The 13,344-nt window shown below is 65.3% G+C and carries 15 protein-coding genes and 1 tRNA gene; 8 read left to right on the forward strand and 8 right to left on the reverse strand.

Annotated elements, in window-relative coordinates; translation table 11 throughout:
• Position 1: 1 nt before the first annotated feature.
• From U742_RS0116680 to U742_RS22645, 5 genes are all read right to left on the reverse strand, one after another.
• Complete coding sequence (locus tag U742_RS0116680) at positions 2-1,375, reverse strand: sensor histidine kinase (protein WP_197028278.1); 1,374 nt, start codon at positions 1,373-1,375, stop codon at positions 2-4.
• Positions 1,365-2,054, reverse strand: a complete 690-nt coding sequence (locus tag U742_RS0116685; protein WP_029355056.1) for a response regulator transcription factor — start codon at positions 2,052-2,054, stop codon at positions 1,365-1,367. The genes U742_RS0116680 and U742_RS0116685 overlap by 11 nt, the downstream gene beginning before the upstream one ends.
• Before the next feature lie 368 nt (positions 2,055-2,422).
• A complete protein-coding gene (locus U742_RS22985; RefSeq protein WP_029355058.1) occupies positions 2,423-2,605 on the reverse strand; it encodes a hypothetical protein in 183 nt (60 codons plus the stop codon).
• A gap of 490 nt (positions 2,606-3,095) precedes the next feature.
• A tRNA-Ser gene (locus tag U742_RS0116700) sits at positions 3,096-3,185 on the reverse strand.
• Positions 3,186-3,505: 320 nt separating this feature from the next.
• Positions 3,506-3,832, reverse strand: coding sequence for a CsbD family protein (locus U742_RS22645; RefSeq protein WP_051661259.1), 327 nt, complete (start codon positions 3,830-3,832; stop codon positions 3,506-3,508).
• A 306-nt stretch (positions 3,833-4,138) separates the two neighbouring features.
• Between U742_RS22645 and rplU the strand changes: the two genes are divergently transcribed.
• The 5 genes from rplU (at position 4,139) to proB (ending at position 7,963) form a co-directional block, all read left to right on the forward strand.
• Positions 4,139-4,447 (forward strand): 50S ribosomal protein L21, encoded by a 309-nt coding sequence (gene rplU / locus U742_RS0116710; protein WP_029355062.1) that lies wholly within the window; start codon positions 4,139-4,141, stop codon positions 4,445-4,447.
• Positions 4,448-4,474: 27 nt separating this feature from the next.
• Positions 4,475-4,744, forward strand: a complete 270-nt coding sequence (rpmA, locus tag U742_RS0116715; protein ID WP_029355064.1) for a 50S ribosomal protein L27 — start codon at positions 4,475-4,477, stop codon at positions 4,742-4,744.
• 147 nt (positions 4,745-4,891) lie between these two features.
• Positions 4,892-5,542, forward strand: coding sequence for a GNAT family N-acetyltransferase (locus tag U742_RS0116720; RefSeq protein ID WP_029355066.1), 651 nt, complete (start codon positions 4,892-4,894; stop codon positions 5,540-5,542).
• Between the two features lie 67 nt (positions 5,543-5,609).
• On the forward strand, positions 5,610-6,644 hold the full coding sequence (gene obgE / locus U742_RS0116725) for a GTPase ObgE (RefSeq protein ID WP_029355068.1): 1,035 nt from the start codon (positions 5,610-5,612) through the stop codon (positions 6,642-6,644).
• Positions 6,645-6,790: 146 nt separating this feature from the next.
• Positions 6,791-7,963, forward strand: coding sequence for a glutamate 5-kinase (gene proB / locus U742_RS0116730; protein ID WP_051661260.1), 1,173 nt, complete (start codon positions 6,791-6,793; stop codon positions 7,961-7,963).
• Positions 7,964-7,965: 2 nt separating this feature from the next.
• Here the strand turns inward: proB and U742_RS23255 are convergent, their stop codons facing one another.
• Together U742_RS23255 and U742_RS22990 are read right to left on the reverse strand one after the other, a co-directional pair.
• Positions 7,966-8,700 (reverse strand): hypothetical protein, encoded by a 735-nt coding sequence (locus U742_RS23255; protein WP_156034254.1) that lies wholly within the window; start codon positions 8,698-8,700, stop codon positions 7,966-7,968.
• A 10-nt stretch (positions 8,701-8,710) separates the two neighbouring features.
• Positions 8,711-9,208, reverse strand: coding sequence for a Panacea domain-containing protein (locus tag U742_RS22990; RefSeq protein WP_081853057.1), 498 nt, complete (start codon positions 9,206-9,208; stop codon positions 8,711-8,713).
• Positions 9,209-9,348: 140 nt separating this feature from the next.
• Between U742_RS22990 and U742_RS0116740 the strand changes: the two genes are divergently transcribed.
• Positions 9,349-10,419, forward strand: coding sequence for a serine hydrolase domain-containing protein (locus U742_RS0116740; RefSeq protein WP_029355074.1), 1,071 nt, complete (start codon positions 9,349-9,351; stop codon positions 10,417-10,419).
• A 6-nt stretch (positions 10,420-10,425) separates the two neighbouring features.
• On the opposite strand, the gene U742_RS0116745 is transcribed toward U742_RS0116740, so the two are convergent.
• Positions 10,426-10,902: a DUF1579 domain-containing protein gene (locus U742_RS0116745; RefSeq protein ID WP_029355075.1), complete on the reverse strand. Its 477-nt coding sequence runs from the start codon at positions 10,900-10,902 to the stop codon at positions 10,426-10,428.
• A 370-nt stretch (positions 10,903-11,272) separates the two neighbouring features.
• Between U742_RS0116745 and U742_RS0116750 the strand changes: the two genes are divergently transcribed.
• Complete coding sequence (locus tag U742_RS0116750; RefSeq protein ID WP_081853058.1) at positions 11,273-12,445, forward strand: extracellular solute-binding protein; 1,173 nt, start codon at positions 11,273-11,275, stop codon at positions 12,443-12,445.
• Between the two features lie 181 nt (positions 12,446-12,626).
• Positions 12,627-13,344: ABC transporter ATP-binding protein (locus U742_RS0116755; RefSeq protein ID WP_029349154.1), on the forward strand; the 718-nt coding region annotated here is incomplete at its 3' end.

Consider the following 13,344-nt stretch of genomic DNA (forward strand, 5'->3'; position numbering starts at 1 on the left):
TTCAGCGCTCGCGGTGGCTGGTCGGCAGATAGACTCGTATTCGAGTGTTCGGTGCTGTCGGAACGAACGCCGCATCTCCGCCGTGGTTGCGCGTCACCTGCCGAACGATGGCGAGGCCAAGGCCAGTGCCACTGGACGCCGGATTGCCCTTTCGGAAGCGTGTGAAAAGCTCGTCCCCCAGCCGAGCCGTGCCTTCGTCTTCGACCTCGATCACGAAACCATGCGATGGCGTGGCTACAGTGCCGATGCTGATCCGAACGCGACCGCGCCCATGAAAGAGCGCGTTCTCGATCAGATTGCGCATCATGTCTCTGAGATCTTCGGGGTTTCCGCGCATGCGCGCATTGTCGGGTCCTTCGATCTCGATGGTGCGGTTTAGCTCTTCCGCCAGCGGCAGAACCGACGCGGCCGCCTCGCGTACGATCCGGGACAAATTGATCAGAGACGTCCTGGCTTCCTCCGGATCGTTCTCCGCGTTCTCCTTGCGGGCGAGATCGAGCAACTGATTGACCAGCTTGTTCAGGACCGCGGCCTCCCGTTCGAGCGTCGGCCAGTCCACCACGCCCTTGTTCTTCGCCTGCTGGAGCCGCAGGTTCAAAACCGCCAGCGGCGTTCGCAGCTCATGAGCTGCATCGGCGGTCAGTCGCCGTTCCATCGCATAGGCCTTCGCCAGCCGTTCCACCGCGCCATTTGCGGCATCGGCCAACGGATGAATTTCAGTTGGCAGCCAGTCGGTTTCTATTCGCGCCGCCGCGTTGCCGGGTCCGATCGCTCTCGCCTGATCAGAGGCACGCGCCACCGGCCGCAGGCTCCACTCGGTGATCAGCCAAATGATGAGAAGCGAAAGCAGCACGAACGGAACCAGTACGATGAAAAACCCCTCCAGGCCCTCCTCGATCAGCGAAAAGGCCAGCGCGTCCTCGTCGGGCTTGCTTCGGCCGACGATGAGAGTGTGGTCGCCGGTGGTCAGGACGGAAAGAGCGGCGACCCGTCCCGGCGACGCATTGACGAAGAGCAGGTCGCCGAAATCGCCAGAGCTCGGCGCGTCGATGAGCGGAAGATCGACGTTCAGGTTCGGCGATCGCGCAACGGCGCGGCCGGCCTTGTCGTACACTGTGTAGAAGGAGGTCGACTCCTCGCCCGAGTAGAGCGGCGCCAGATTGCTGGGCAGCGAAATCAGCACCTGCCCGTCGTCGGCCATCGTCAACGAACCGATAAGTTCGCGCGCCTGGCTTTGCAGTGTGCGCTCTTCCAAATGATCGCCGACAGCATAAGCCTCGAAATAATAATAGATCATGGCCCCGCCGAGGCCGAGAAGGAACGTTAGCGACATCGCCGCCACGAGGCGACGACGCAAGCTGTATTCACGCCTCACCATTGTCTCCCAAGACCATGCGGTATCCGATGCCGCGCATGGTATTGATGCACACGCCAGCCTTAGCGGCAGCGAGTTTCTTGCGCAGCCGCGATACAACGGCCTCGATGGCGTTGCTGCTGACGTCCCGATCGATCGAATAAAGCCGGTCTTCGAGGGAATCCTTCACGACGACACGCCCCGCTGCGCGCAAGAGTTCTTCCAGCAGTGCGAGTTCACGACGGGCCAGTTCAATGGAGGCGCCGTTGACGAAGGCCTGACGCGCCACGGAATCGAACACAAGCGCGCCGAACGAATAGATCCCGGAACCGCGCTGGCCGGGACGTCGCAGCACCGCACGCAAGCGCGCTTCCAGCTCATCAAGTTCGAAAGGCTTGAGGATATAGTCGTCGGCACCTGAATTGAGGCCCAGCAAACGGCTCTGCAAGCTGTCGCGGGCGGTGACGATGAGCGCGGGCAACCGATCTCCCGTATGCGCACGCACCTGTCGTAGCACGTCCATGCCATCGATATCCGGCAGCCCGAGATCGATGACCATTGCGTCATATGATCCGGTAGCAACAGCCGCGAGCGCCTCGTCCCCCGTTTGAACGGCATCCACCACGAAGCCGCATTGCGTGAGATGGTCGGCCACGATTTCGCGCAGTGCGACGTGATCTTCGAGCAGCAAGATTTTCAAGCACGCGTTCCTTGGTGATCGTGAACACCCGGGACTGCTGCGATATGCCGTTTGACATAAACCGCGCAAGATCCTTCCTCGGTAAGGATGGAACGTCTCCGCTCGCTATTTTGCTTAGCATGTCCGCTTCTGCATCGGGCAGCCAAGCCCCCCGCGATAGACGAACTGCAAGAACTGACGCGCCGGTGGCGTTTCCGTTCTGGGAGGGTGTGATCGCCATCAATGCGGCGGATGCGATCGCCGCGGCCACGCTACGCCGCGCCGCACAGCACCAGTCGCGGAAGGCGGACCTGAAGCCACGGGCCGTCACATCGTCAGCCGGCGGAGCAGCATATCCAGCACCATGACCGACAACGGCCGACCAGCCTTCAAACCGGGAAAACCAGATCGGCGGCCTCGCTCTTTTGCCGGAACCCCGCCACTTCACCAAGCAGTTCGATGGCGCGCTTGCCGAACGGGACACGATGCTCTCTGCCGGCCGTCATGCGTCCGGCCGGCACGGTCCAGACGGCGGCTTCAAGGTCGATCTCGCTCCATTGTGCGCCACGCACCTCCCCGGAGCGCGCGGCGGTCAGGATGGCGAATTCCAGCGCCCCGTGCGGAAACGCCTTCGACGCCCCGCACGCGCTCGATCGAGAGAGTCACGCGCCCGGCAGGCGTCGGCGAGGCTCAGCGGGATAGCCGCCCAGATCCATCTCACGCCGCTTGCCGTTCCACTGGAAGAGATAAAGCCACCGGCACCGGCCGGGGCCCTTCCCGTCCTCGCCGCCGATGACGAGGTAGAGCCCGCCGCCCTCTGAATGCCGGCCAGGCTCCGTCAACGCCGCCGCGACTCCCTTCGCCGTGAGCTCGTTGCGGTTCCGAGCCATCCCGCGCGTCCTTCCGCCATAGTGGGGCGCCCGCTACCGGGCCCACATCAAGCCCCACTTCCGGAGTGGGATAGCGGGAGAGGGCTTGAGAAAGGGCAAGAGGACGGAAGGCAGCAAACCCAGCGATTCCAAAGGTCGCCTGGAGAGTCTGAGATGCTGAGAGAGGAAGGAATGGCGGAGAGGGTGGGATTCGAACCCACGGTACGCTTGCACGCACAACGGTTTTCGAGACCGTCCCGATCGACCACTCCGGCACCTCTCCGCGCGCTCGGTGCGGCAAGGGCCGCAACCGTGGAGCCGGGCTGAAATAGACGAGGCGCCGCCAACACACAAGTGCCTGGCGCCACACCATTCCGTTTCCTGCCGCGGCTCCCGCACATCATCGCTGTCGCAAGCGCGCCGATGCCCCCGATCCGGCGCCGAACGATAGCCTCGGCGAGCAGGCAGGCGGCCACATCCGAACCTCCTGCCGTGCTTCGCGATGACAAGACCGATGAGAACGGGAGAAAGGGTCGAAGCGGCCATCCGCCTCACGGCAAGGCCGGCGCCATTACAAGCAGCCTCCTCAATAGTAAGGCACCCTCAGCGGCGCGAGGGGGATGTCAGCATCCAGGCGATGGCCGCCCCCGCCAGCCCGGCGGCGAGCACCAGCGCCAGAGGATGCGCGCCGGCCTGGCGCTGCAAGGTTGTCATGCCCCGGCCATAGACCCGCTGGCCGACCTCATAGGCATCGTCGGCGAAATCGGCAGCCTGGTCGCGCGCACGGTTGAGCATGCGGCCGCCAAGGCCCACCGCCTCGTCATAGAATCCCTCGGCGCGGAGCGCCGCGTCCTGCCCGGCCGAGCCGGCCACCTCCTTCAGGCGGCCGGCGGTCTGGCGCGCGGCGCCGGTTATGCGGTTTCTGTCCATGGATGTCCTCCTTATGGCCTGGCGGTCTGACGAGACAACGCGCCGGCCCGCGCTTGGTTCGCGCAAGGTCGGGGACCAGCTCCCGCGCGTGGAGCCGCGGGAACATCTCGCGACAGGGGAGGCCGGGTGGAAGGCATCCGGCGTTCGCGCGCCGATGCCTTTTCCTTGACAGAACTGGCTTCGCGACTATAAGGGCGGCTCGCGCGCGAAAGATATCGTGTCGATTTCGCGCACCCCTCAACCGACCGAAAGAAGCCGGTCCCGCGCGGAAAGCGTGGAGTCCGGGCTCGAACGAAAGGACATAACATGTTCGCGGTCATCAAGTCCGGTGGCAAGCAGTACCGCGTCGCCGCCGACGAGGTCGTCACCCTCGGCAAGATCGACGCCGAGGACGGCGCTACCGTTACCTTCCCGGTGCTGATGCTGGGTGGAGAGCAGCCGAAGGTCGGCGCCCCGCTCGTCGACGGCGCCTCGGTCACCGCCGAAGTGGTCAAGCAGACCCGCGGCGACAAGGTCATCGCCTTCAAGAAGCGCCGCCGGCAGAATTCGCGCCGCAAGATCGGCCACCGGCAGGACTTCACCGTCGTCCGCATCACGTCGATTACCGGCGCCTGAGACCGCCAGCAGGAATAGGAGAGCAAGATGGCTCATAAAAAAGCAGGCGGTTCCTCCCGCAACGGCCGCGACTCGGCCGGCCGCCGTCTCGGCGTGAAGAAGTTCGGTGGCGAGGCTGTCGTCGCCGGCAACATCATCCTGCGTCAGCGCGGCACCAAGTGGCACCCCGGCACGAATGTAGGCATGGGCAAGGACCATACCCTTTTCGCCGTGGCCGATGGCCGAGTTGAGTTCCGCCTTAAAGCCAACAACCGCACGTATGTGTCGGTCATTCCGGCCGCCGAGGCCGCCGAATAAGACGGTGAGATCCAAGGGTCCCACCGGTCTCGTCAGAACCGGTGGTGCCCCTGGTCGAAATCCAGGTGCCCTGTGATCCCGGGGGAGGCGAGACAACCGCCTCCCCTTCGTCGTTCAGGGTTTCACTTCAGGCACCAGGAGACCGTCATGACCATCGTCGAAGCGACCTTAGGGTCCGCCCTTGCCGAGAGCAGTACCCCCGTCCTCGAGACCGAGCGGCTGGTGCTGCGCGCCCCGCGCATCGAGGACATGGCCTGGATCGCCGAACTCGCGGACAACCGCAAGGTTGCCGAGATGACGGCGAACATTCCTCACCCTTACGGCATGGCGGACGCCGCCTCCTTCGTCGCCAACCTGCCCTCGGGCCGGGATTGCGCGACCTTCGCGATCTTCCTGAAGAACGACGGCACCAACCCCATCGGCCCGCCCATCCCGGTCGGCATGTGCGGCTTCGTCCGGCGCGACGAGGCGGCCCCCGAGATCGGCTACTGGCTCGGCGAGCCCTATTGGGACAAGGGCATCGCCACCGAGGCGGTGCGGGCGCTGATCGACTACGCCTTCGGCGAGCTCGGCCTCGAGGCGCTGGTCGCCGCCGCGCGGGTGGTCAATCCGGCCTCGCGCCGGGTGGTCGAGAAGTGCGGCTTCCAGTGGACCGGCGCCGGCCTCACGCGGGTGCGGGCGCTCAGTGCCTCGGTGCCGGTCGATCGCTTCCGGCTGGAGCGGCGGCTGTGGGCCTCGCTGCGCGCCTGGGGCGCGAGTGCCCATCCGGTCCGCCACGACACCGGACGGCGCCATTAGCGCGCCAATGATGTAACCTTGCAGCCTCCTGCGCCTGGCGGGAGGCTTTTTCCGTGAGTCCGAACCGATGAAATTCCTCGATCAGGCCAAGGTCTATGTCCGCGCCGGCGACGGCGGCGCCGGCTGCCTGTCGTTCCGACGTGAGAAGTTCATCGAGTTCGGCGGCCCGGATGGGGGCGACGGCGGGCGCGGCGGTGACGTCTGGATCGAATGCGTCGACGGCCTCAACACGCTGATCGACTACCGCTTCCAGCAGCACTTCAAGGCCAAGAAGGGCGGCTTCGGCATGGGCAAGAACCGCGCCGGCGCCAAGGGAGACGACGTGGTGCTGAAAGTGCCGACCGGCACCGAGGTGCTGGACGAGGACGGCGAAACGGTGCTCGCCGACCTTACCCATGTCGGCCAGAGGATCAGGCTGCTGAAGGGCGGCAATGGCGGCTTCGGCAACGCGCATTTCCAGACCTCCACCAACCAGGCGCCGCGCCGCGCCAATCCCGGCCAGGAGGCCGAGGAGAAATGGATCTGGCTGCGGCTGAAACTCATCGCGGACGCCGGTCTCGTCGGCCTGCCCAATGCCGGCAAGTCGACCTTCCTCGCCGCCACCACCGCGGCCAAGCCGAAGATCGCCGACTATCCCTTCACCACCCTGCATCCCGGCCTCGGCGTGGTGCGGGTGGACGGGCGCGAATTCGTGCTGGCCGACATTCCCGGCCTGATCGAGGGCGCCCATGAGGGCGTCGGCATCGGTGACCGCTTCCTCGCCCATATCGAGCGCTGCCGGGTGCTGCTGCACCTCGTCGACGGCACCAGCGAGCATGCCGGCAAGACCTACAAGGTGGTGCGCGCCGAGCTCGAGGCCTATGGCCACGATCTGGCGGAGAAGCCGGAGATCGTCGCACTGTCCAAGGCCGACGCGCTCGATCCCGAAACGCTGAAAGAACAGGTCGCGCGGCTGAAGCGCGCGGCCAAGCGCACACCACTGGTGCTCTCCGCGCAGTCCGGCGAGGGCGTCCAGAAGGCCCTGCGCGCGCTGCTCGCCATCATTGACGAGGGCCGTCAGGAAGAGGTCGAGATCGAGGCGCGCGAGCCCTGGCGACCGTGACGGCGCAGCCGCGTGCCCGGCGCGTCTAGAGCATGTTCCTATCGATCAGGTGATTCCACCTGACCGGAATGGGCTCCAAGGCGCGACCATCGGCACGCTTTGCTCTATAAGCGCGCATCGTCCGTCCTCGCGTTGAATCGACCGCCATGAACAGCCCGACCGCCGTCACCGCCCCCCTCGGCACGCCGCTCTCCGATGTGCCGAAGCTCTCCTCCTTCCGCCGCATCGTGGTGAAGGTCGGCTCGGCGCTGCTGGTCGATTCGGCGCGCGGGCGGCTGCGCCATGCCTGGCTCGCCGCGCTCGCCGAAGACATCGCGCAGCTTCACCGCGAGGGGCGCGAGGTGCTGGTGGTCTCCTCCGGCGCCATCGCGCTGGGGCGCACCATCCTCAAGCTGCCCAAGCGCCCCCTGAAGCTGGAGGAGAGCCAGGCCGCCGCCGCGGTCGGGCAGATCGCGCTCGCCCGCAACTGGTCGGAGGCGCTCGCCCATGAGGGCGTCACCGCCGGGCAGGTGCTGATCACGCTGGGTGACACCGAGGAGCGCCGGCGCTACCTCAACGCCCGCTCGACGCTGGCGAAGCTGCTGGAGCTGAAGGTCGTCCCGGTCATCAACGAGAACGACACGGTGGCGACCTCCGAGATCCGCTACGGCGACAATGACCGGCTCGCCGCCCGCGTCGCCGGCATGGCGAGCGCCGACCTTTTGGTGCTGCTCTCCGACATTGACGGGCTCTACACTGCCCCGCCCAATGACAACCCCGACGCCCAGCTCATCCCGGTGGTGCCGCGCATCACCGCCGAGATCGAGGCGGTGGCGGGCGGCGCCGGCACCGAGCTGTCACGCGGCGGCATGAAGACCAAGATCGAGGCCGGCAAGATCGCCACCACCGCCGGCGCCCACATGCTGATCGCCTCCGGCAAAGTGAAGAACCCGCTGCGTGCCGTCGAGGCGGGCGCCCGCTGCACCTGGTTCCTCGCTCCCGCCAATCCGGTCGCCTCGCGCAAGCGCTGGATCGCCGGCTCGCTGGAGCCGCGCGGCGTCCTGCATCTCGACGCCGGCGCGGTGGCGGCGCTGCGCCGCGGCTCCTCGCTGCTGCCGGCGGGGGTGAAGCGGGTCGAGGGGGTGTTCGAGCGCGGCGACGCGGTGATCCTGCGCGGCCCCGACGGCGCCGAGGTCGGCCGCGGCCTGGTCGCCTATGACCACGACTATGCCGAGCGCATCAAGGGCCACTCATCCGACGAGATCGCCACCATCACCGGCTTCGAGGGTCGCGCCGCGATGGTGCACCGGGATGATCTGGTGCTGGGCGGGGGCGGGTGAGCTTAGACAGGGTCGCTTGGTGGTTCCTTGAAGAGAGGCAAATCGGAGGGGTCGATAATTTTCCTCTTCTCTGCTTTTTCGGCTGCCTTTCGCGCAGCTTTCTCAGCCGAGAACTGTTCGAATGCCGTCAGGAGTATGTCCAAGTAAGTTTTCAATTCGGCTTCAGTGACCGTTCCAATTTGGTCGCCGTAGGTGACGTGCCGCTCCCTGCCCTTTTTCGGGATGACCTCACACAGATCCAGCCATTCGAATTCTGCGCCTCGGAAATCATCAACGAGGACTGAGTCCAACAAAATCGTGTTCAGGATGGCGAGCTGAAGCGGGTCGAGAGTGCGCCCTTTCCAACACTGCGCCCATAAGACGTGCAGCCGTCCACCCTCGGACCAATAACCCGAAGGTTGAACCGGTATGAATACGCCTCGGCCGATACGATACGATGCTGGACGAAATTCCCGGAACCACTCTACCGATTTTTCGGCAGCATATGGCGCAAATGTGCGAACCACATCGGTATTTGGCTTGATATTCTTCTTGTAGGAAAGCAGAGAGAACTGCCTCACTATCCATTCTACATCGTGACCCTGCATCAGGAGCTTGAGCGCCTGCCTGGCAGGATTAAGCGATATCGTGATCCGTGCGGCGTCAAGCTTCCGCATCTCGACCACTGTGTCTTCTACATTGCTCTTTATGAGCCAAACAGCATGTTGCAGTGACGGCGTACGGCGCAGATCGGCCATTTCTGGTGTCCTACAATCGCCTCTTCAGCTTCGCCCTATAAAAATCCCTTGTCATATCGTCGGGAATTTTCATCCCCGGTTGGGCAGAGCTTTCAGATGCCAACCATACCTGATCCCATGGCGCTCCCACCTCGTGAGAGGCATTTACCAGCCATCTGGCCGACTTCGCGCCATAGAATCGGGTCATCTTCTCGATATGTTCTCGTTCTTCGCGCGAAAGTGCAACGGGATAAGGAATGTCCTCCCCAGTTGTGGGATCAACACGCGTCAGGCGGACGGCAATCGTCCGATCTCCAAAACCTCTAAGCTGTTGGTATATCTTAGGATGGACAGGGCCGAACTGCCAAGCTTCAAAGTACGAATCAACCAACGGTATGTCATAAAGAGCAACATACCAAGCATGCGTAAAGTATAGAATCTTATTCAAAGATAAATTCGTCAAAAAGATTTTGTTATCCTGAGCGACATCAAGGATCGCGTTGGCGATTTCCCTGGCATCGCGAGTCATTCGAAGTCCCCTCCCAAGTCGTCAAATCGCGAAAATTGCATGTTCTCGTTATGTTCTATAGCATGGTTCTGTCCACCGAGATACCCGTTTCCCCCGATCGTGACCACCCCAATTGGCCGTCCTTGCCTATCCTCCCTTTCATGCACCGCCGCTCCCTGCTTGCCGCTCCGCTCCTGCTGCTGACCCCGCGCCTCGCCTTCCCACAGGGTGCGGCGGCTGAGACCCCCTCAGCGACCGCCCCGCCCGCCGGCGCGCCTGACGACGCCCAAGCCCAAGCCGCCCCGGCGGACGCTCTCGCCCCCATCCTCGACCGCGCCGCATCCCTCCCCTCGCTCCACGCCGTCCGCGTCGCCCATGACGGGCGCACCATCGCCGCGCGGGGCTATCACGGCCATGCGGCGGACGGGGCGGGGAACATCAAGTCGGCCTCCAAGAGCGTGATCTCGGCGCTCATCGGCATCGCCATCGAGAAGGGCGTGCTGGAAGGACCCGACCAGAAGATCGCGCCGCTGCTCGAGGCCGACCTGCCGGCTGACCCGGACCCGCGGCTCAAAGAGATCACCATCGGCAACCTGCTCTCCATGCAGGCCGGGCTCGGGCGCACCTCGGGGCCGAATTACGGGCGCTGGATCTCCTCGCGCAACTGGGTGCGCGCGGCGCTCGCCGAGCCGTTCGACGACGAGCCCGGCGGGGCGATGCTCTATTCCACCGGCTCGACGCATCTGCTCTCCGCCATCCTCACCCGGCAGGCGAAGCGCCCGACGCTGGCGCTGGCGCGCGACTGGCTCGGCGGAGTGGAGGGCTTTTCCATCGCCTCATGGGCGCGCGACCCGCAGGGCATCTATTTCGGCGGCAACGACATGGCGATGCGCCCCTCCTCGCTCGTCGCCTTCGGCGAACTCTACCGCAACCGAGGGCGCGCGCCGGACGGCCGGCAGGTGATCCCCGCGCGCTGGATCGCAGAGTCCTGGCAGCCGCGCACCCGCTCGCGCTTCACCGGCGACGATTACGGCTATGGCTGGTTCGGCCGCGACATCGCCGGTTCCCCGGCGCATTACGGCTGGGGCTATGGCGGGCAGATGATCTACGTCATCCCCGAGCGGGCGCTGACCATCGCCATGCTGTCGGCGACCGACCAGCCGGCGGGGCGCAGCGGCTACCGCGACGAGTTGCACGCGCTCGCCGCCGGCATCGCCGCGGCGCTGGGGTGAGGGGCGTCACACGCGCGTGTAGCGCATCCAGAGGAACTCCTTCCAGGAGCCGTCCTCCTGCCGCGCCCGCGAGGTCAACAGGCGCTCGTCGGGGCCGACGACGGTGACGATGTCCTCGTAGCGCACGATCCCGCCGTCGTCCTTGAAGCTCGGCCCGTCGGCGGCGAGGTGCAGGCTGCGCCCGTCCTCGGACATCGTGCCCTCATAGACCCAGAGCAGCGGCATCATCGAGCCGATCCAGCTTCCGACATAGCCCTTGCCCGGCTGGAAGCCGATGGTCATGCGCATCTGCGCCTGCCCGCCGCCGGGCATGCTGCCCTCGCCCTTCGCGATCACCCAGAACGGTCCCAGCGCCTCGACGCTCTCGCGTCCGGTGGAATGGTCGCGCGGCTGGTCGGGGCCCATGTCGCATTCGCCCTCATAGGTCCAGTCGCCGACCAGCTGCATCAGCCACTCGTGCTCCTTCTGCGGTTCGCCGAACATCCTTGCCTCCGCGTTTGCTCCCGAGGGAGGCGACGTTACGTCAGGCGAAGGCCGGTTCAACCCTAGCGCGCCACCACCGGATGATGTGCATGCGAATGACTTGCGTTTATCGGGCAGACGAAAGTCGAATGCATTTCGCCTGCCGCCAAAACGCGCCGAAAACGTTTGCCTCATGCTCGGGCACGTTGATCAAAACGGCGCCACAACATATGCTCGATGCTGCTCCGGGATGCGACGGGCGGGGGGCCGCGCATTACATCAGCTTTCGAAATGAACCCATCTCGCAGGCTGATGGCTCTGGCATACTTCCTGCTCTTCGAGACCGGACCATGTCGCCCGCCGGGGGCGGGACAGCCCGAGGAGCCGTGTCGTGACGAAGAAGACCCATTCCTCCAACTCCTCCGTTGAAACGTTGCTGGCGGCGCGCAGCTTCAGCCGCCGTGTGCTGCTGAAGGGCGCGGTTGCCGCCGGCACCATCGCGGCCACCGGCCCGTGGATCGTCAAGGACGCCTTCTCCTCGTCCGGCGAGCTCAGCCTGCTCAACTGGGACGACGAACTGCCGAACCCGGTGATCCCGAACTTCGAGAAGAAGACCGGCATCAAGGTGAAGACCACCCCGTTCTCGCAGAACGAGGAGCAGATCAACAAGCTGCAGGCCACCGGCGGCGAGGGCTTCGACCTGTGCGAGCCGACCCGCGACCGCGCCCCGCAGTTCAAGGAGCTCGACGTCCTCGCGCCGTTCGACACCAACAAGATGAAGCTCGACAACCTGCTGCCGTCGATGCTCGAGGCTTCCACCAGCGTGTGGACCTGGGACGGCAAGCTCTATCACGTGCCCCACTGCTGGGGCTCGGAGGCGATCTCCTGGCGCACCGATCTCGCCACCCTCACCTATGACAAGCTGAGCTACGGCACGCTGTGGGCGCCCGAGTTCAAGGGCAAGATGCAGGGCCGCCCGCACTCGCTCCTCCTCGGCATCGGCCTGTGGATGGACGCCACCGGCAAGCTCCCGTCCAACCGCATGCTCGATGCGTTCAAGGACGAGGAGACGATGAAGAAGATCTACGATCCAATCCTCGCCTTCGCCATCGCCAACAAGGCGCAGGTCAAGCAGTTCTGGGATTCGGCCGACAACACCAAGTCCGGCTTCATGGAGAATGGCTGCGTCATCGGCCAGACCTGGGACGGCCCGCCGCTGTCGCTGAAGAAGCAGGGCAAGCCGGTCACCTACATGGCGCCGCAGGAAGGCGCCATCACCTGGGTCGACGGCTGGGCGATGACCAAGGGCGCGAAGAACATCGACCAGGCCTATGAGTGGCTGAACTACATCCACACGCCGGAAGCCTCGGCCGCCGTCGCCGAAGGTTCGGGCTACAACCCGGTAGTGAAGGGCGCCGAGGCGTTCCTCTCCGAGGTCGCCAAGAAGAACTTCTCCGAGGCCTATCCCGGCGACGCCCTCTCCAAGCTGTGGAGCCGCCCGCCGGAGCCGTCGTGGTACGCCGAGCTGCGCACCCAATACGCCGAGAAGTTCAAGGCGGCCTGATCCGGCGCGGTTGCGCGGTGCAGGAAGGTCGCCATGGCCGGCTTGGCCCGGCCATCCGCGCCCGTTTGTGCGTCGATGCTCCGCTCCACATCGTGGATGCCCGGGCCAAGCCCGGGCATGACGGTGCTCCCTATCGAACGCGTGGGCGAGGCCCACCCATAGGTCAGTTCAGGAAAAACGCATGGCCGCAGCCGTCGAGCTTGAGGGCGTCAACGTCACCTTCGGCGACTTCGTCGCGGTGCGCGACGCCAACCTCACCATCGAGCCGGGCGAGTTCTTCTCCTTCCTCGGCCCCTCCGGCTGCGGCAAGACCACGCTCCTGCGCACCATCTCCGGCTTCATCGAGCCGACCCGCGGCACGGTGCGCATCGGCGGGGCGGACATGAAGGGTATCGGGCCGAACAAGCGGCCGACCGCCCTCATCTTCCAGAACCTCGCTCTGTTCCCGATGATGACGGTCGCCGAGAACATCGGCTACGGCCTGCGCGTGCGCGGCGTGCCGCGCCACGAGCGGGATGAGAAGGTCAAGAACCTGCTCATCCAGATCGCGCTGCCCGAGCACGGCCACAAGCTGGTCTCCGAGCTCTCCGGTGGCCAGAAGCAGCGCGTCGCCATCGCCCGCGCGCTGGCGGTGGAGCCGTCCGTGCTGCTGCTCGACGAGCCGCTGTCCGCCCTCGACCTGAAGCTCAGACAGCACATGCGCGCGGAGCTGCGCGCCATCCAGAAGCGGGTGGGCATCACCTTCATCTACATCACCCACGACCAGGGCGAAGCCCTGACCATGTCGGACCGCATCGCGGTGATGAATGCCGGGGTGATCGAGCAGGTCGGTGGCGGGCGCTCCGTCTATGCCGAGCCGCGCACCCCCTTCGTCGCCTCCTTCGTCGGCGAGAACAACC

The organism is Allobosea sp. 117 (assembly GCF_000702305.1).
Lineage (GTDB): Bacteria > Pseudomonadota > Alphaproteobacteria > Rhizobiales > Xanthobacteraceae > Ancylobacter.

Excerpts from the sequence above, each read along its gene's own strand:
- U742_RS0116745 (WP_029355075.1), bottom strand. The coding sequence starts at position 10,902 with ATGTTCGGCGAACCGCAGAAGGAGCACGAGTGGCTGATGCAGCTGGTC.
- rpmA (WP_029355064.1), top strand. The coding sequence starts at position 4,475 with ATGGCTCATAAAAAAGCAGGCGGTTCCTCCCGCAACGGCCGCGACTCG.
- proB (WP_051661260.1), top strand. The coding sequence starts at position 6,791 with ATGAACAGCCCGACCGCCGTCACCGCCCCCCTCGGCACGCCGCTCTCC.
- U742_RS22990 (WP_081853057.1), bottom strand. The coding sequence starts at position 9,208 with ATGACTCGCGATGCCAGGGAAATCGCCAACGCGATCCTTGATGTCGCT.
- U742_RS22645 (WP_051661259.1), bottom strand. The coding sequence starts at position 3,832 with ATGGACAGAAACCGCATAACCGGCGCCGCGCGCCAGACCGCCGGCCGC.
- obgE (WP_029355068.1), top strand. The coding sequence starts at position 5,610 with ATGAAATTCCTCGATCAGGCCAAGGTCTATGTCCGCGCCGGCGACGGC.
- U742_RS0116720 (WP_029355066.1), top strand. The coding sequence starts at position 4,892 with ATGACCATCGTCGAAGCGACCTTAGGGTCCGCCCTTGCCGAGAGCAGT.
- rplU (WP_029355062.1), top strand. The coding sequence starts at position 4,139 with ATGTTCGCGGTCATCAAGTCCGGTGGCAAGCAGTACCGCGTCGCCGCC.
- U742_RS23255 (WP_156034254.1), bottom strand. The coding sequence starts at position 8,700 with ATGGCCGATCTGCGCCGTACGCCGTCACTGCAACATGCTGTTTGGCTC.
- U742_RS0116740 (WP_029355074.1), top strand. The coding sequence starts at position 9,349 with ATGCACCGCCGCTCCCTGCTTGCCGCTCCGCTCCTGCTGCTGACCCCG.